Annotated in this window: 17 protein-coding genes; 6 read left to right on the top strand and 11 right to left on the bottom strand. The window is 36.8% G+C overall.

Going from position 1 to position 19,159, the window contains the following annotated elements; all coding sequences use genetic code 11:
- Positions 1–20: 20 nt before the first annotated feature.
- The 4 genes from asnS to MWJ95_RS01455 form a co-directional block, all read right to left on the bottom strand.
- Positions 21–1,316, bottom strand: a complete 1,296-nt coding sequence (asnS, locus tag MWJ95_RS01470) for an asparagine--tRNA ligase (RefSeq protein WP_249071662.1) — start codon at positions 1,314–1,316, stop codon at positions 21–23.
- A gap of 219 nt (positions 1,317–1,535) precedes the next feature.
- Entirely contained in the window at positions 1,536–2,729 is a 1,194-nt protein-coding gene (locus MWJ95_RS01465; RefSeq protein WP_249071659.1) for a pyridoxal phosphate-dependent aminotransferase, read from the bottom strand.
- A gap of 16 nt (positions 2,730–2,745) precedes the next feature.
- Positions 2,746–3,228 (bottom strand): cell wall elongation regulator TseB-like domain-containing protein, encoded by a 483-nt coding sequence (locus MWJ95_RS01460; protein WP_249071658.1) that lies wholly within the window; start codon positions 3,226–3,228, stop codon positions 2,746–2,748.
- Positions 3,229–3,509: 281 nt separating this feature from the next.
- Complete coding sequence (locus MWJ95_RS01455; RefSeq protein ID WP_249103825.1) at positions 3,510–3,704, bottom strand: hypothetical protein; 195 nt, start codon at positions 3,702–3,704, stop codon at positions 3,510–3,512.
- Between the two features lie 62 nt (positions 3,705–3,766).
- On the opposite strand from MWJ95_RS01455, the gene MWJ95_RS01450 reads away from it, so the two are divergent.
- Positions 3,767–5,779 (top strand): multicopper oxidase family protein, encoded by a 2,013-nt coding sequence (locus MWJ95_RS01450; protein WP_249103821.1) that lies wholly within the window; start codon positions 3,767–3,769, stop codon positions 5,777–5,779.
- A 123-nt stretch (positions 5,780–5,902) separates the two neighbouring features.
- Here MWJ95_RS01450 and MWJ95_RS01445 read toward each other — a convergent pair whose 3' ends face one another.
- From MWJ95_RS01445 to MWJ95_RS01430, 4 genes are all read right to left on the bottom strand, one after another.
- Positions 5,903–8,908 carry an efflux RND transporter permease subunit gene (locus MWJ95_RS01445; RefSeq protein ID WP_249103819.1) on the bottom strand — a complete coding sequence of 1,002 codons (3,006 nt, stop codon included), beginning with the start codon at positions 8,906–8,908 and terminating at the stop codon, positions 5,903–5,905.
- Positions 8,909–8,939: 31 nt separating this feature from the next.
- A complete protein-coding gene (locus MWJ95_RS01440) occupies positions 8,940–9,704 on the bottom strand; it encodes a MerR family transcriptional regulator (RefSeq protein ID WP_249103816.1) in 765 nt (254 codons plus the stop codon).
- 175 nt (positions 9,705–9,879) lie between these two features.
- Entirely contained in the window at positions 9,880–11,142 is a 1,263-nt protein-coding gene (locus MWJ95_RS01435; RefSeq protein ID WP_249103812.1) for an MFS transporter, read from the bottom strand.
- A 61-nt stretch (positions 11,143–11,203) separates the two neighbouring features.
- On the bottom strand, positions 11,204–11,365 hold the full coding sequence (locus MWJ95_RS01430) for a hypothetical protein (protein ID WP_249103809.1): 162 nt from the start codon (positions 11,363–11,365) through the stop codon (positions 11,204–11,206).
- 240 nt (positions 11,366–11,605) lie between these two features.
- Here MWJ95_RS01430 and MWJ95_RS01425 point away from each other — a divergent pair, with 240 nt between their 5' ends.
- From MWJ95_RS01425 to MWJ95_RS01415, 3 genes are read left to right on the top strand one after another with little or no spacing between them, the layout of a single operon-like run.
- Positions 11,606–13,360 carry an ABC transporter ATP-binding protein gene (locus MWJ95_RS01425; RefSeq protein ID WP_249103807.1) on the top strand — a complete coding sequence of 585 codons (1,755 nt, stop codon included), beginning with the start codon at positions 11,606–11,608 and terminating at the stop codon, positions 13,358–13,360.
- Between the two features lie 17 nt (positions 13,361–13,377).
- Positions 13,378–14,055, top strand: coding sequence for a response regulator transcription factor (locus MWJ95_RS01420; protein ID WP_249071643.1), 678 nt, complete (start codon positions 13,378–13,380; stop codon positions 14,053–14,055).
- Entirely contained in the window at positions 14,052–15,125 is a 1,074-nt protein-coding gene (locus MWJ95_RS01415) for a HAMP domain-containing sensor histidine kinase (RefSeq protein WP_249103804.1), read from the top strand. The genes MWJ95_RS01420 and MWJ95_RS01415 overlap by 4 nt, the downstream gene beginning before the upstream one ends.
- A gap of 43 nt (positions 15,126–15,168) precedes the next feature.
- On the opposite strand, the gene MWJ95_RS01410 is transcribed toward MWJ95_RS01415, so the two are convergent.
- On the bottom strand, positions 15,169–15,756 hold the full coding sequence (locus MWJ95_RS01410) for an NAD(P)H-dependent oxidoreductase (protein WP_249071639.1): 588 nt from the start codon (positions 15,754–15,756) through the stop codon (positions 15,169–15,171).
- 122 nt (positions 15,757–15,878) lie between these two features.
- On the opposite strand from MWJ95_RS01410, the gene MWJ95_RS01405 reads away from it, so the two are divergent.
- Entirely contained in the window at positions 15,879–16,316 is a 438-nt protein-coding gene (locus MWJ95_RS01405) for a MarR family winged helix-turn-helix transcriptional regulator (RefSeq protein WP_249071637.1), read from the top strand.
- 105 nt (positions 16,317–16,421) lie between these two features.
- Here MWJ95_RS01405 and MWJ95_RS01400 read toward each other — a convergent pair whose 3' ends face one another.
- Positions 16,422–16,604, bottom strand: coding sequence for a hypothetical protein (locus MWJ95_RS01400; protein ID WP_249103802.1), 183 nt, complete (start codon positions 16,602–16,604; stop codon positions 16,422–16,424).
- Between the two features lie 454 nt (positions 16,605–17,058).
- Between MWJ95_RS01400 and MWJ95_RS01395 the strand changes: the two genes are divergently transcribed.
- Entirely contained in the window at positions 17,059–17,835 is a 777-nt protein-coding gene (locus tag MWJ95_RS01395; RefSeq protein WP_249071635.1) for a YqcI/YcgG family protein, read from the top strand.
- Here the strand turns inward: MWJ95_RS01395 and MWJ95_RS01390 are convergent.
- Positions 17,832–19,157, bottom strand: coding sequence for an amino acid permease (locus MWJ95_RS01390; protein WP_249071633.1), 1,326 nt, complete (start codon positions 19,155–19,157; stop codon positions 17,832–17,834). The two genes, MWJ95_RS01395 and MWJ95_RS01390, sit on opposite strands and share 4 nt — an antisense overlap.
- Between the last annotated feature and the right edge of the window lie 2 nt (positions 19,158–19,159).

Here is a 19,159-nt window from a genome sequence, read left to right as displayed (position 1 = left end):
TAAACCAAACTAATTGTTACTTATGGATATAAGCGGTTTAGTAAACGTGGGAATGGAATCGTTTCACGAATATGCTCCGTGCCAGAAATCCATGCCACTGTACGTTCTAATCCAAGGCCGAAGCCTGAATGTGGTACAGAGCCTTGTTTACGCAACTCTAAATACCATGCATAAGCCTCTAAAGATAATTGATGCTCTTCAAGACGTGATTTTAATAAATCATAGTCATGAATACGCTCAGAACCACCAATTATTTCACCATAGCCTTCTGGTGCAATTAAATCTGCACATAATACTACATCATCACGGTCAGGATGTGGTTGCATGTAGAATGGCTTAATGCCTACTGGGTAACAAGTGATAAATACCGGTTTGTCAAATGAATTAGCAATTGCCGTTTCATGTGGTGCACCGAAATCATCGCCCCATTCGATATCATCAAATCCTTGTTCATGTAATAATTTAATGGCATCGTCGTAAGAAATACGAGGGAATGGTGCTTTGATATTTTCAAGTTTTGATGTATCACGACCAAGTCGCTCTAATTCTAATTTGCAGTTTGCCAGAACTGATTGCACAATATGCTCTACATACTGTTCTTGCACTTCTAAGTTTTCTTCAAATTCCACAAAGGCCATTTCAGGTTCAATCATCCAAAACTCGATTAAGTGACGGCGTGTTTTAGATTTTTCTGCACGGAACGTCGGACCGAATGAAAATACTTTACCTAATGCCATTGCCGCCGCTTCCATATAAAGTTGACCAGATTGAGAAAGATAGGCATCCTCATCGAAATATTTTGTGTGGAATAGCTCAGACGTACCTTCTGGAGCTGACCCCGTTAAAATCGGTGGGTCCATTTTTGTAAAGCCATTGTTGTTGAAAAACTCGTAAGTTGCACGAATAATTTCGTTACGAACTTTCATGATCGCATGTTGCTTACGAGAACGAAGCCATAAGTGACGGTTATCCATCAAAAACTCAGGACCGTGTTCTTTCGGTGTAATAGGGAAATCAGTTGCAGCATGTAGTACTTCAATACCAGTTACAGCAATTTCACAGCCAAAGCTTGAACGCTCATCTGCTTTAACTTCTCCAATAATGTACATTGACGTTTCTTGGGACATACCTTTTGCAATGGCGAAAATTTCTTCGCCTACTTCTTCTTTTACAACAACGCCCTGAACAAAGCCAGAACCATCACGTAATTGCAAGAAGGCAATTTTCCCACTTGATCGTTTGTTTGCTAACCAAGCTCCTAGCTTGACGGTTTCACCGATATGCTTTGGCATATCTTGAATCATAATTTTTTTCATAGAAATCCTCCAAAGTTCAATCAATTGTGCCTTGGCATAATTGCGTCTGGAATCGGCTTTGTGCTTGCACAAAGAACTCCTTTCCGATTCCATGACATCCGCCGGAGGCTTTAACTTCTTTCAGCGGGCGTTTGGACTCCCTCTGAAAAATAGCTTACATTCGCATTCATCTCACCACCTATAGAGGTGGGCGACTTCTGCTGAAAGATGTTAAAAGGATTAGTCTTGCCATTTTGATTTTACAAATGTATCAATTCGACGGACTGCCTCTTCTAATAAGTCTAAAGATGTAGCGTAAGATAATCGCATTGTAGTTGGTGCACCAAAGCCAGAACCTGGAATCACTGCTACGTTTGCTTCTGTTAAAATATCTGCAGCGAATGCATCTACTGAATCATAGCCAGTATGAGCCATAGCTTCTGCAACATCTGGTAATAAGTAGAATGCACCCTGAGGTTTTAAAACGTTGAAGCCAGGAATTGCGCTTAACTGCGGATAAATTTTTTCGAGACGAGATTCGAATGCTTGACGCATTTCTTCTACTGCATCTTGTGGTCCATTATACGCTTCCACTGTTGCATATTGTGCAGTTGTTGTTGCGTTTGATGTAGAGTGTGATGCAAGGTCAGTCATTGATTTAATAATGTCTGCATCCCCTGCAGCATACCCGATACGCCAGCCTGTCATAGAGTGTGATTTTGCAACACCATTTACAACGATTGTACGTGCTTTCACTGCTTCAGATACTTCAGCAATTGAAAAATGCTCAATACCATTGTATACAAGCTTCTCATAAATTTCATCTGACACGATTAAAATATCTTTTTCTTCTGCAACAGCAGTAATTTCAGCTATCTCTTCACGAGAATAAATCATACCTGATGGGTTGCTAGGAGAGTTAATAATAACTGCTTTTGTTCTATCTGTCACAGCAGCTCTTAATTGATCCGCCGTAATTTTATAGCCTTGCTCACGTGTGCCTTCAACATAAACAGGTACACCGCCCGCTAATTTAACTTGCTCAGGATAAGATACCCAATAAGGAATTGGAATAATAACTTCATCGCCCTCGTTTAAAATAACTTGGAATAAAGTGTAAAGAATATGTTTTGCACCAACACCTACAATTACTTCATTCGGCTTGTATGTAAGATTGTTGTCGCGTTGAAGTTTATCGATAATAGCTTTCTTAAGTACTGGAAGACCGCCTGCAGGGGTATATTTTGTTAAACCTTTTTCCATCGAATCAATGGCAGCATTTAAAATATTTTGTGGCGTGTTGAAGTCTGGCTCACCTGCGCCTAGGCCAATAACATCAATACCTTGCTCTTTTAACGCCTTTGCTTTCGCAGTAATTGCTAAAGTTGAAGAAGGTGTTAAAGTTTTTACACGGTTTGCTAATAAGTTTTTCATACGGGATCTACTCCTCTTATAAATTCGTAATGCGCTTCCACCAGTCGCCATCCTTAAACATAATATAGACATAATTGAGCTTATCGCGATCGTTTAGGTAAGTAATTTCCCAAACAGCACCTGGTTCCTCATAGCCTAATTTTACATTAAGGATGTTTTGTACATTTCCTTCCTTTTTTAAAACCGATAATGCTTCCTTTTCCGTAATACCATCTTTTAAAAATACGTCCTTCATTGAATCAGCTTCTAGATTCGTCGGAACAAAGACAGCTTTTTTATCACCATTTTCATCTACCCCGAACACAGTGACATACGAATGTTTGCCATTATAAGTGTAGGACTCCGAGACAATTGCGAGGGCTTTGGCATCGAGGGCCAACTGTTCAGCTTGCTCTTCAATTGACTGGAATGGAGCTTCGGCTTTCCAGAGTACTAAAATACTAATGACAAGTGACAATGAAACCATAAAGACAGAAATGAAAATCAACCAGTTTTTCATATTTTCACCTTAAGTTTCACATCTAGCTTATTCTTTAACACGAATGCCCGATGTTTTTGCATGTTTATAACTGCGTGTACATTCATTTTGCTTTCCATTTTTGTCAACCTGCTTTCTTTCCTCATACCAGAACATTATACAACAATTTTGTGCTGTCGTGTTTCTTAATTTCATATATTGTACGTTGATAGGATAACGTTTTCAAATGATACGGGTAGTTATCTTTTTCTTTTTAGTTTAGCCCTTAAAAAGGGTAACTCTTTCTATGTTAATATTTCTATTCACAATTGCAAATAAGAAGTAAAATTTGCCGCTAAAAACTCAATGATAAAAACATAAAATACAGTTCGCATCTTCATCATTTTTAGCGTGATATAAGCATCTACTTGACCTGCCTGCTCTAAACTCCTACTGATGATTAAATGTCGATATTTTTTATTAGCCCGATTTTCTCCATTATTGTCCTTGTTCCTCATTGTTTTTACCCATATGATGAGGTAATGAGCAGTTTTAAGAATTGGAAAAGGGACGTGATGTTTTGACTAAAGAAGTTAATCCTACAGATCCAGTAACAATACCAAAATTTGTAGATGAACTGCCAAAACCGGTTACCGCTAAACCTAAATATTATAAGGGCCAACAGAGAAAAGATTATTATGAACTAAAAATGATGCAAGCCGAGCATTGTTTCCACAAAGATTTCCCAAAATCAATAATCTGGGGCTATAACGGGCTTTATCCCGGACCGACTATTGAAGCTAGAAAAGACAAAAGTATTTATGTTCGATATAAAAATCAATTGCCCTTAAAGCATTTTTTACCAGTTGATTTTTCACTTCATACGGCAAATGATTCCCAAGAAGTAAGAACTGTTACACATTTACACGGCGCAAATGTCGATTGGGAGAGTGACGGTCACCCAGAGGCATGGTATACAAGAGATTATGCCCAAACTGGCCCAAAGTTTAGGAAAGAGATACATGAATATTCTAATCATCAACCCGGTGCAACTCTGTGGTATCATGATCATGCAATGGCGCTAACCCGTTTAAATGTCTATGCAGGATTAGCAGGTTTTTATTTACTTAGGGATACACTAGAAGAGCGTTCTAACTTACCTTGTGGTGACTATGAGTACCCTATTTTAATTCAAGATAAATCGTTTAATGAAGACGGCTCTCTTTTCTATCCAGATGAACCACCATTCCCCGTTTCGGTACATCCATCTATTACACCTGGCTTTGTTGGTAATACAATCGTTGTAAATGGTAAGGTTTGGCCTTATTTAAATGTCGAGCCTCGTAAATATAGATTTCGTTTTCTTAACGGCTCCAATAGTAGAGGTTATGTCATTAGCCTTTCAAACGGTGAGCCGATGATACAAATCGGAACAGATGGCGGCTTTTTAACAGCTCCCCGAGAAATTCAATCTGTTGAGTTATTGCCTGCTGAACGAACTGATGTCATTGTGGATTTTTCAAAATGCGAAGGTCAAGAAATAACGTTAGTCAATTCAAATGAAGATTTTATTGATGAACATACAAGTGTCATCATGCAGTTTAAAGTGTGTCTTCCTTTAAAATGTGAGGATACTAGTGAAATACCAGAGCGACTTGCAGTATCAATGGATTTACATCCACACGATGCACATATCGAGAGACATTTACCATTAACTGCTACAAGAGATGATTTTGGTCGACCAATGTTATTATTAAATAATCGTATGTATCATGATCCTACTACTGAAAAGCCTGCACTTGATAGTATAGAAATATGGAACTTTATGAACGCCACTCAATTTGATCACCCTATTCATCTGCATTTAATTCAATTTAAACTACTTGAACGACGTCCTTTCGATATGGAGCTATATCAAAATGAAGGTAGACTAGAATTTACAGGTCCCCCTGAAGAACCGCACGACTACGAACAAGGTTGGAAGGATACTGTAAAAGCGGAGGCAGGCAAAGTTACGAAAATTATTATGCATTGGAAAGATCATGTCGGTCATTATATGTGGCATTGCCATTTATTAGAGCATGAAGATCATGATATGATGCGACCAATACTCGTCATGGAGGACGTTCACCCTGTGCAACAGCAACATGCTGACATCCAGCACCATGAAACAAAGCATTCTCCAGAACAGCATCATGACGACTCTACTACTATTGTTACCGGAAATAATGAGAACACTGTACCTCTCCTTCATAATACGCAATACATCACTCCAACAGAAGAAATAGTAGAATACGCTCAAGCTTCTTTGCCAACAGATGAAATAGACTATAACCCACAAACTATTCCTCTTCTAACTAGTACCCAAAACATTACTCGTTCAACAGAAACAGACTATTTAGAAGACAATGTGGAATATAATCAGGTATCAACACCACTCTTGAACAATACCCCAACTATTCCTTATTCAAGAGCAGAACTCGTGGAACATCCAATGACTGATATTGAACGTATTCCTCAGCCAATCTTCCCGACTACTGAGTTTCAACCTCGCCAAAGAATATCACCTAGGCGTCGGAGAAGATGGTACTAATACCACAATTATAAGGATTTTGGAATCTAAAAATTTCATATTAAAAAAGCGCGAGAAAACAATTTTTTAGAAATGATAATTTTCTCGCGCTTTTTAAAGTTTATTCAGTTTTGTGCCAGCCTCTTATATGCTTTTTTCATTCTTTTTAAAAAGACTATAAAGAATAGGTACGATAAATAATGTTAAAAAAGTAGATGTAGATAGTCCACCTATCACTACAACAGAAAGAGACTTTGATATCATCCCAGTTTCATTCGAAATAGCCATTGGGATTAATGCACCCATTGTTGCAATAGCCGTCATCAAAATTGGACGAATACGTATAACCCCTGCTTCAATTAAAGCTTTTTGCTTGGTCATACCACATCTTTCAAATTGCTTCACCTTATCAACTAAAACAATAGCATTCGTTACAACAATTCCATTTAACATGAGTAAACCGATCATCGCTGGCATACCGATTGGTTCCTTCATCATATAAAGTCCAATCAATGCACCAATAATAGAAAATGGAATAGCAAACAAGATAACAAACGGTGCTTTTCCTTCCTTGAAGGTAAAAACCATAACCAAATAAACTAAAAAAACACTAATTGCTATGGCAATCGACAACTCTTTAAAACCATCATCCATCGATGCGGATACACCTTCCTTATAGTAGCTAATACTTTCTGGAAGCTGTAAATGATGAATGATTTTATCTGCTTGAGCAGTCACATCTCCTACTTTTTCATCAGTAATAGTTCCATACACCATGACATATTCATTGCCATTTAAATGAGTAATTGAAGTCGTATGATTAACCTTCTTCAACTCTCCTAATTCATGAAGAAAGACTGGCATTCCCATTGCATTACTGATTTGGAGCTGCCCTAAATCTTCAAGAGATGTAACCTCATCTATTTTCAATCCTAGGTTTACTTCTCTCGTTTCCTCTTCAACTCTCATGGTCGTTATTACATCCCCACTGATAAGTGTCCGAAGGCTTTGTGTAACTATAGCTGGAGTGATTCCTTTTTCAGCAAGTTTTTGGTCATCCAAATCAAAAACGATTTCAGGTACTTCTCCTTCTAAAGATGTTGTCACATCGTCCATTCCTTGTACTTCTTTTAAAGCAGTTGTCATCTGTTTACTTGCTTTTTTAATATCTTCAAAATCTGCCCCATTGACAACGAGAGTGTATCTGCTTTCTGCCCCTTCTATAATTCCACCAATACTTGAAACTGTCATTTCCTCTGGTTCAGTTATCGTTGTTAATTGAACTCGCATGTCATTTACATAGTCGGTCAAATTCCCTACAGAATCATCGACTACGAAAGCAATGGTCGCTCTTTCAGATTGATCGTCAATATTTGTATTGATAAGATTAATGTCTTTTCGATCTAATAAAATATTTTCTACTTTACTTACGACATCAGCGGTTTTCTTTAAAGAAGTACCTTTCGCCATTGTCATTTCGATTTTGAAATCGTTCACTTTTTCTTGTGGCAGGAAGGTTGTCCCAAGTCTCGGTACAATAATGCAAATAGAACCTATCAAAGTTAGTAATGCCACAGTTAAAGTAATGAAACGATGATGTAAAACCCAAGTCAAACTGTTTCGATACCAAATTTGAAGTCTATTTTCATGTGATTCTTTAGGAGTAATTTTTAATAAAAAGACCTTTGATAATATCGGCACAATGGTTACAGCAACAATTAATGAAATCAACAAAGAAATAACAATTGTCCATGCAAGTGGCTTAAAAAAACTACCTACAATTCCTGGCACAAAAGCAAGTGGTAAAAAAACAGCAACAGTTGTTATCGTTGAGGAAGTAATGGCAGATGCTACTTCGCTTGTAGCTTGCTCTATTAATTCTACATTTCGTTCTTTTGAAGCTCTTACTCTTCTAAATATATTCTCAATGACGACTATTGAATCATCAACAACTCGTCCAACTGCTACAGCGATACCAGCAAGGGTCATAATATTTAATGTATATCCCAGTGCCTTCAACAAAAGAAATGATGCAAATATCGAGACCGGTATGGAGATGACGGCAATAATTGTCGAACGAATATTTTTTAAAAATAATAAGGTAATGATGATAGTCATTACTGCCCCTAAAAATACTTCACGTAACATAGAATGGACCGATTGATTAATTTCTATGGATTGATCACGTAAGACTTCGACTTTATAATCTTCCGGGATAGCTAAATTATTTATTACTTTTTTCACTTGATCAACGATTGCTACTGCATTAGCACCACCTTCAGGAATAATGCTGAAACTTATCCCCTGTTTACCGTTTATGCGTGTCAAATTGTTTGTGTAGTCACTTTCATATGAAACTTCAGCTATATTGCCTAGATTCGTGCTTGTAATGTTTTGCGAACTTATTTCTTTAGAAAAAACCTTTATTTCTTTTATTTCCTCAATTGATTTTAGCTCACTATTTATTCGCACTGGCAATACTTCATCTGAAATGGAGATGTCCCCAGTCGGCATTGATAGATTATTAGCCAAAATAGTTTCTCGAACATCATCTAATGTAATTCCTTTTGCCATCAATTTTTGAGGCAGAAGGCGAATATAGATATACTTTTCCGTTGTTCCATCGATTTCTATATCACTTATACCTTCTATTACAGTAAGTTGTGGAATTATAGTATTCTTTACAAAGGTTTGAACTTCGTCAATTTTATCTGTAGCATATATACCTAGTGAGAAAACAATCGGATTTCCACCAGGTTTAGTTAATTCATACCTCGGTTCCCCTGCAAATTTAGGCAACTGTAATTTATCTACACTTCTCCTCGCGAGCTGCTCTGCTTCCTTCATATCCGTTGTCATGTCAAATTCAATCGTTGAATAGACGGCATTAGCAACACCGTTTGTATAAACATTTTTACTCCCTTCGAGTTTCATAAACTCTCTTTCCATTTGCTCCCCAATATCATTCATCGCTTGTTCGGGTGAGGCCCCTTGATATGGAATAACTACTGTTAAATATGGAATATCGATATTCGGATATTTTTCAATATGTAAAGTTTGTAATGAATAAATTCCCCCCACAATAATAAGAGGTACCACTAATAACATGGTTAAAGCATTTTTTATACTAAATTGAATGAATCGTTTCATATTGCACCGTCCCTAATCTTTCTTTCCACCACTACTCAATTTGTATAACAGGCAATAATAAATCTAATTGAGTAAAGTCATCACCTCGATACCACTCAAGAATGGAGCGTATCGGTACCCATTTATGTTGAAGCGCATATTGAAGTAATTTTATGTACCCTTCCTTGATCGTTGACATTTGTTCTTTAAACGGTAATGCCAGACATATACAAGAAGGCATATGTTCAATAAAATCACTGCCAGCGATATCATTTAATTTTGTATTTGCTGGAACTCCAAAGCCAATTTGAGCTTTGATAACATCTTGACCTGATAAATAGTTTAAATAATAACTTTTAATGCTAATATTTAATTGTTTTAATTCGTTTGCTCTTTTTTCAAAGTGTGCTCCAAATTTACCCGTTATAGATTCAGCTGTATACCAAATAATTTTTTCATTATTTTTATCAATCAAATAAATATCATCACGTATAGAGTTACTTTCTAAATAGCGTAAGCTAATATCCAACAAATCTCGCTTTTGCTTCATATTTTGAATCCACGTTTTCATCATTTCCTGACGAGTCGTTTCATCCTGCTCGAGTAAATAATTTTGAATTTCATGAATAGATATATCTGCTAATCGCAAAGTGGATATTAACTTTACTGTTGCAATTTGACTATCCGCATACACTCGATAGCCATTTGAACTTCTTCCCTCCGGTAACAGTAAATTTTTGGTTTCATAAAAGCGTAATGTGCTTTTGGCTATACCTGTTCTTTCAGAGAATTCTTGAATGGTCATATATTTTTTCAAATCATCACACCTCTCTTAACCCAATGTAAACCTTCAACTAACTTGAAGGTCAAGTATTTTTTCCATTTTATGTAGTAAACTGAATGATTTAGTCACAAAAAAAGCCCCTTGTAAGGAGCATTAAGGGACTAATAAATTGAGATTCTTATTTATTTGTATTGTATTTCTAAGTGAATCAATTTGTTTCCTCGCTCTTTTCAAATCGTAAAATTCTCTTTGTTGCTATGGCCATCACTACCATAGCAATACTAATTATTAAAATAGGAACGTAGACTTTAACACTAAATGCTTCAAATAATACGCCATACAGTATTTGCCCAATTGGTGCCATACATTGTGAAACGGCAATGATAATAGCCATAACCTTTCCTAAGTTTTCATTAGGGGTTTCTTTTTGTACTAGTGTAATAACATATATTGAAATAACGGTAAGAATCATAGCAATAATGAGTGCGCTACCAACAAATAAAGTATATGAAGGATAGTAACCTATATTAAGCATGAAAGGCGTAACCGCTAGAGCCATTGGAACAATCAATAAGGCAGTGATAAAAACCCAAAAATATAAATTATTAATCCCCACTTTTTTCGCCATATACCCCATTGATAAAGCACCTAAGATTGTGGCAAAATCGATTAACCCCATCCCTACCCCATATAGTGTATCGCTACTTTGCATAGTAACACGGAGAATAATCGGGACACCCACGACAAATAAAGGTGTTAATAATAAATTTAGTAATGCCGCTAAAACCATACATTTGAATATAAAAGATTGCTTGACTACATAACTAAACCCCTCTTTTAAATCATTGACAAGTGTCGGAATAATATGCTCGCTCTGCTCTCGTTGCATAAAGGGTATATGAATAAACATCTCTAATATGGCTGAAAGAAAAAAGAACACACCACTCAATACAACAAGGACTTTTAAGCCAATCAACCCGTACAGAATTCCTCCTAATACGGGAGCAGCTACACTAGACAATGATTGAATACCATTTACAATACCATTGGCTTGCTCAAGCTTCTCTTCTTCCACAAGAACTGGAATACTGGCCATCACTGTCGGTGCATACATAGCACTAACAAAAGAAAGTAGCACCATCACAACACCAATAAGAAATACAGAACTATTACCAAATGCTAGCATTGCAAAGAAAATAAAAACAATGATGCTACTCGTAAAATCGAAAATCACCATTAAGTTGCGTCGATTAAACCTGTCAGCAATCGCTCCCCCAAGCGGCGCAAGCAAAATAGGGACACTCGATATCGCAAATAGTACTGCAAAAAGATCTGCACGCCCTGTAATATCTAGTACATAAAGTGATAAGGCGAACCTTAAAAGTGCAGACCCTAAAATAGAAATAATTTGCCCAATCACCATAAGGTTAAAATCTTTTGAAAAACCTTTTCTTTTAATCTGTGTTTCCATTTCATTAAACCCCTTCCTTTTTAAACCCTATTTAATATGTAGATTTGTAATGACTAAGACATTAAATTATTTTTTGTATCGTAAAAAGTAGGTCATTACGGTATTCATCTCCTTTTATTTGAACTTTATTGACAACTGAAAACATTGTCTTTGCTGCATAAATTGCAATTCCTTCAATAAATGATTTAAATCCATGTGTAGCACCTCTCCATTTAGTCACCATAATTAGTATGAACTACCCCTCCCAATAGACCGACTGTCGGTTTATAACATTATATGATAATTCTCCAAAAAAAAGGAACTTATATTGAAAAATTTGAATAGATCATACTATTAGGATTACATCTCTATCATAATCATCATCACTTGCCCATTTCATATTCAGTTCATAATGACATGCTATAGTAATGGTACATTAAGATTCATATTATATTGTTGACGAAAATGAAGGGAGATTTTTACGTTGCAGGAAACACAAAAAGATACTACTAAATTGAAAGATTGGCGACGCTTTGTTCGCTTAGTTAAACAGGCTGAACCGCCGATGTGGCTTTTAATTATTGCCTTAATTATGAGTTTAGCAACTACGGGCGTAGGCTTTATCGTACCGTTATTTACAAAAAAATTAGTCGATGGCTTTTCATTAGAATCACTTGATTATTGGCAAATTATTTTATTAGGTATTGCTTTTATCGCGCAGGCAATTGCAAGTGGCCTTTCTATTTATTATTTAAATCGTGTCGGACATCATGTTGTCGCGAGATTACGAGATCAGCTATGGAGAAAGCTACTTCATTTACCAATACCTTATTATGATGAAAACGATACAGGTGAAACATTAAGTCGTGTTACGAATGACACAGCCGTTGTCAAGGAGCTTATTACGGAACACCTTGCAAACTGTTTATCTGGTGTTATTTCTATTATTGGGTCAATCATTATTCTATTAATTTTAGACTGGAAAATGACCTTAGTCATGCTGATTGCTGTTCCGCTTGCTATGATTATTTTAATGTTGTTAGGAAGACGCATGTTTGTTATTTCAAAAGGAATGCAAGATGAGACAGCAAAATTTACGTCCGTGCTAAATCAAGTTTTACCTGAGACACGATTAGTAAAAGCTTCAAATGCCGAAAATATAGAATATAAACGTGGCATGAAAGGAATTACAAATCTCTTTACGTTTGGCTTAAAAGAAGCTAAAATCCATGCTCTGATTTCACCACTCATTTCGTTTGTCTTAATGTCAGTCCTTGTGGCCATTATTGGTTATGGTGGTGTACGAGTTTCTTCTGGAGAGCTTACAGCTGGCGACATGGTGGCATTTATTTTATATTTAATCCAAATCATCATGCCGATGACCCAATTAACAATGTTCTTTACACAGCTTCAAAAAGCAATGGGTGCTACAGAGCGAATTAGTGCATTACTTGAACATGAAGAGGAAAATATTTTTGAAGGAAACACATTAGAAAAAGTGAATCAGCCGATTTATGTAAAAAATGTTGATTTCGCTTATGAAGAAGAGCCGATTTTATCGAATATCAATTTTACCATTGAACCAGGTCAAGTGACGGCCATCGTTGGACCTAGTGGCGGAGGAAAAACAACAACGTTTTCTCTGTTAGAAAGATATTATCAGCCTACTAATGGCAGTATTACACTTGGAGAAACCCCTATCAACACCTACTCCTTGCATTCATGGAGGAGTCAAATCGGCTATGTTGCGCAGGAGAGTGCACTGCTGTCAGGTACGATTCGAGAAAATATTTGCTATGGTATTAATAGAGATGTGCAGCATGAAGAGCTTGAGAGAGTTGCCAAAATGGCCTATGCCGATCACTTTATCAATGAATTACCCGAGCAATTTGACACAGAGGTAGGAGAACGAGGCATTAAGCTTTCCGGCGGTCAACGACAACGAATCTCTATCGCCAGAGCACTTTTACGTGACCCTCAAATATTAATGCTAGATGAAGCAACATCAAGTCTAGATAGTAAATCGGAAATCTATGTTCAAAAAGCATTAGATAATTTAATGCAAGGTAGAACCACTCTAGTAATTGCACACCGCCTTTCAACAGTAGTAGATGCGGATCAAATACTTTTTGTAGAGAAAGGACATATTACCGGTAGTGGCACACATGAGACTCTATTTGAGACTCATGACATGTATCGAGAGTTTGCCAAGCAACAATTACGTATTAAAGAGGAATAATGAAGGGGTTTGTTAGGATGACAAAACTATTAGTCGTAGATGATGATGCGCATATTCGAGAATTAGTTAAGGTATTTTTACAAAATGAAGGTTTAGAGGTAATTGAAGCTATGGATGGTGTGGATGCACTGTCCAAATTGGATTCTGATAAGGTGGATATGGTAATAATGGATATCATGATGCCCAATATGGATGGCTGGGAATTATGCGAAGAAATACGTTCATTTAATGATAATCTACCAATTTTAATGTTAACCGCAAAAGGAGAGACCTCGCAAAAGGTAAAGGGTTTTCATCTTGGAACAGATGATTATCTTGTTAAACCATTTGAGCCTGCAGAGCTGATCGTCCGTGTGAAATCAATCCTTAAAAGATATCATATTTCCCTATCTCAACTTGTAGAAGCTGGCAATATTAAGTTAAATCGTAATACCCATGAAGTCTTGTATAACGGCGTATCTTTAACACTTCGTTTAAAGGAATTTGAACTGTTATTTACGTTAGCAAGCTATGCCGGAAAAACTTTTTCACGAGAACAGCTAATCGAAGAGATTTGGGGATACGACTATGAAGGTGATGAACGTACAGTCGATGTTCACATTAAAAGACTTCGTCAACGTTTCCCTCAAGAAACGAGCGGATTTTCTATTCGCACAATTCGCGGCCTAGGCTATCGATTGGAACTTGTTTCATGAGAAGACTAAAAAATTTTTTAAAGCTTTTTTTAACTTTAATACTTCTTCTTATCATTAGCATCGTCTTTGCTTTAATCTCCTACCACATAACGTCTTGGCTTTATGATTGGTTAGGTAAATACCCACAAGGATTCTGGCTTCAATTATGGACCGTAGTCGGTGTTTTTGTTCTCTTTGCTTGCTCAGTCATCATCACATTTTTAATAGGATCAAAAAGACAACGGAACTATTGGAATACAATTGTAGATGCATTAAGCCGAATTGCTAAAGGTGATTTTACTGTCAAGTTAGATCTTAAAACTGATGACGAAGATCAATTTGGTCAATTAATACATGGCATCAACCATATGGCGGTCGAATTAGGCGAAATAGAAAGAATGCGTCAAGAATTTATCTCAAATGTATCTCATGAAATTCAGTCGCCTCTAACATCTATTAATGGCTTTGCTAAAGCATTGAAAAACATTGACCTCCCTGAGGATAAGCGACAGCATTATTTAGCAATCATTGAGATGGAAAGTAATCGACTATCAAAAATTAGTGACAATTTACTAAAGCTAACGTCATTAGAATCACAACATCACCCATTCGAGCCAAGGCATTACCGACTCGATAAGCAATTACGTAATGTCGTACTTACACTTGAAGCAAATTGGCTAGCTAAAAACATCGACATGGATCTACAATTAGAAAACATTTCGCTAATGGCTGATGAAGATTTAATGAATCAAGTATGGATGAATTTACTAAGCAACAGTATAAAATTCACGCCAGTTGCTGGCACCATTACAATATCAATGACAAAACAAATAGATTCAATCACTATTACCATTTGTGATAATGGTATCGGTTTAACAACCGAACAACAAAAGCATGTATTCGAACGATTTTATAAGGCTGACCAATCGAGGACTGCTGAGAATGGCGGAAGTGGCTTAGGACTATCAATTGTCAAGAAAATCATCGATATGCATAACGGAACCATTACTGTTGAAAGCAAGCTTGCTGAATTTACAACATTTTTTGTAACACTGCCGTTAGAAATCAATGAGACTCATGCAAACGCTTAGGAGATTCAATCTTCGTCTGCACGAGTCTGATTAGGCAGATGAACTAGTAAGCTACTTTTCTAAAATATTGATAAACTTTTTCAAGTTTTTTGCCTTGTTTCCCCTTCTTGCTTTCCATATTGCCAAATTCAAAAAACTTCACTTGTTTAATGCCAACAAAATTGAATAACGCTCTTTTCATTAATATTTTATGCGCATTATTCAGCCATAACAGTGGATATTTTGTTGGCCCCTTCATTGTCGAAATGCACACCACTGATTTTCCTTTTAAAAGTCCCTCAGGAAATAGCCCCTTTTTATCTTTATAAGCAAAATTAGCCGCAAACAATTGATCAATATACCCTAGAAGCATCGCTGGTGGTCTTCCCCACCATATCGGATAAACAAAAACGATTTTATCAGCCCACTTAATTTGTTCTCGATATTTCTCAAGCTTTGGATCACGAAACATATCACGACGGCGTTTATGCTCATGAAATACTAAAATTGGGTTAAATTGTTCCTCGTATAAATCTAAAACTTGAACCTCCTTTACGGAAGGATTGTCATGACAGCCCTTAATAGCCTCCTGTAAAAAAGCATAATTCAAACTTTTATGATTGGGATATGTATAAATAATTAATGTATTCATCATAAATCCTCCATTACTTATCATTTGATAACAAAATGGTAATCTATCTATTTTTGGTTGTCAAATGATAATTGTTTTAAGATAAGTTTTTTGTTATCTTGTCAGTAAAGAGGTGAACTTATTTGGACAAAAAAGAATTATTTAATCAGTTCGTAGCATTTACAGCAGCGGTACACCAAGTAACGCACGAACTAACTCAAAACGTTAAAATCGATAATATTACACCTGTACAATATAAAATTTTAGAATATATAAAAGTAAGCCAGTCAGTTACACCTACTGAAATTAGTGATTGTCTGCATATGTCATTACCTAATACAAGCCGTGAATTACGGAAATTACAGGATAGAAAGTTTATTAAAAAAATTAGCGATACTGAGGATCGAAGAAAGCATTATGTTTGCCTTACGGAGGATGGAGAAAAAATAATGGAGGAAGCATTCGACAGCATAGAAGATCGCTTTCTACAGCTTATCCAACATGCATCTAATAATGATTTAGAGGACATTCATCATGCATTAAACATTCTTGATGAAAAGGTCTTTAATCTGAAATTATAAAAAGCACCACCATGCTTTTCTACAAGACAAGTATTGCAGGTCTTTCACTATCTATTAAATTGACAAAGAAAACGTTCCACACCTGGGTATTTCTCTCCTAAGAAGCTAGCTTTGAATAAAACGTATATCATGCATATAAGTTGATTGGAGTGGAGGCTGGGCGACTCCTCGGGGATCAGCGTTAGGGGAACGAAGGCTAAGAGCATCACGTCCTGTGATAACGCCTTCGTGACCAACATCCTGCTGCTGCCGCTGCGTTAACACTACGCTTTCGCGCAAAAAACACATGTTGCCCCGACGCCCCCAGGAAGCTCTGCTCTGTGCGAAAGCGTAGCGACAGCAACAAATGTTTTCTGTAGCGAAAGCGAAGCGTCAGCTACAAATGTTTTATCTGCGCGAAAGCGAAGCGTCAGCGGCAAAGCGCCCAGCCGGAACGCAAATCAACCACACGCCATGGGTACAAGCCATATAAATGATTTCTAATAAATTGATCCAACATCGGAATTTAGGGATGACATGTTGCTAAAACGTACGTCATGCATATAAGTTGATTGGAGTGGAGGCTGGGCGACTCCTTGGGGATTGGCGATATAGAGGAACGGAAATCAACCACACGTTATGGTAATGATCCTATTTAAAGTAACCCTTATACTCGCTATTTAGAAAATGTAAATGCCATACATTCGTCACTCATCTGTACTTTTTTTAATACTATAAAGATGTATAGAAGGAGGAGACATAAGTGGAAGTAGCAGTGTTAGACAAGAAGTGGATAGAAGAACATTTTGAAACACTTCCATTATGGCAACAGTCAGCATATACCGACTTCGCTGCCATGGTTGCGGATGAAGCAAATACGTTTCCCTGCATTCCAGCTAGAATGGGTTTTTTATCGAACGAGCTTCGCTATAGTTTTATCGGAGATCCACGAGAGGAGCAATCGATCAAGACGTTAGCACGATGCTTAAAGGAATACGATAAGTGTGCTAAAACGTTTGGTAAATATACAACACATACCATTTTCTTCAAAACCCCTAAGGATATGCATAAAAACTTTAATGTTGAGGATTATAGAAATTTATTTTGGACAGTTTTAAACAACTTAACTATATTTGATGAAATTGATTGGCCAAAGGATATCCCAACCGACCCATCGCATAATGAATGGGAATTTTGCTTTAACGGTCAGCCTTATTTTGTTTCTTGTGCAACGCCCGCACATAAATTACGTAAGAGTCGTAATTTTTCTACGTTATTAATGGCATTTCAGCCACGCTGGATATTTGAAGAAATGAACGATTCTACTGTCTTTGGTCGAAAATTAAAGAAGCTTATTCGTCAACGCATTAACGAATTCGATGCTATTCCAGCTCATACTGATTTAAAATGGTACGGGCAAGAAGGTAGTTATGAATGGAAGCAGTATTTTTTAAGTGATGATCAAAGTAGCCCATCGAAATGTCCTTTTTTACGTATGCAATATTCTCTGCACTTCCCACAGAACAATAAACAACATTAAACATGTTTACTGTGTTTTTGCCTTTTCATGACAATCCAAGTAGCAATTCCGATGATGATAATAAAAAGCAGGCTCACGAAAAAACCGAGTCTGCTTGTTTTTTCTCCTAACGTCCCAGACACCGTCACCATAATGAGCAACATCCCCATTGCATTCTTCACATGCTCCCACTTCGACAGTTTCATTAGCTTCATATACGTTACTAATATAAAGAGCCAATTATAAATTAGCATTAAACCAGCAGCTGTAACCAAATATTCAAAAATTTTTTCTGGCATAAGGAAGCCTATAACAATCGTTATAGTTAAACCACTCGCTAAAAAGAGAAATGCAGGAAATGGAATCTTCATTTTCCCTTTTTTCGCTAGAGAGGCTGGGGCATCATGATCCTCTGCGAGTGTAATGAGAATCGTTACGACCGCGTACAAAGAGGCTACCATTGTTGAAAAACCTGCAATAATTAACACGCCATTAAAAATGTCCGCAAAAAAAGGTATGTGATAATCATTTAGAGCTGTAATAAATGGGCTTTCCTTAATATTAAAATCCTTCCAAGAAACAAGCGCCAAAGCTAGCATAATAGCGATGATAAAAATGACAGTTATAGCAATAAGCATCACCTTTCCAGCTTTCGGTGCTTCTTTAGGGTCTTTTAAATCAATGACCATTAAACCCATAACTTCAATTCCGCCAAATGCATAAAAGGCATATAATAGTCCAAGCCATATTCCTTTCACACCTTGTGAGAAAAATTCTTCATAGTTTGCGTATAGTGCATCTAGTGTAGTTGTTTCCGTTTTAAATCCTTTTATTATTAATACAACCGCTACGACAATAAACATCACAACTGCTGCTGCCTTTAACGCCCCAAAAATATTTTGAAAGTTTTCAAAGCCCTTCATCCCCATAAGAATAACAGCTAATCCAAGCGCAGCATAAATAGATGCAGCAACCCATAATGGCAGTGCAGGAAACCAAAGCCTCGTAAAAATACCAAGTGCTGTCAATTGGCTGCCCATAATGAGCATCTCAGAAATCAAGTAAATCCAGCCATTACTAAATCCTGCCCAATTTCCAAAAGCTTGCTTTGCATAAGTACGGAATGATCCCTTATCAGGATTGTCAACTGACATCTTAACAAGAGCATCATAAACAATATACGTAGCAATTGCCGCTAACAAAAAAGGAATCACTACAGCAGGACCACTTTTGTGAATCGCCATACTTGTCCCAAGAAAAAATCCTGTTCCAAGTGTACAACCTATACCGAGAAGCGAAAGCTGCCACCAAGACAACCTTCCTTTACTTGTTTTAGCTGTCATTT

This window comes from Lysinibacillus sp. Bpr_S20 (assembly GCF_023337835.1).
In the GTDB taxonomy this organism is placed as follows: domain Bacteria; phylum Bacillota; class Bacilli; order Bacillales_A; family Planococcaceae; genus Lysinibacillus.
This window is presented reverse-complemented; position numbering and strand designations above follow the sequence as displayed.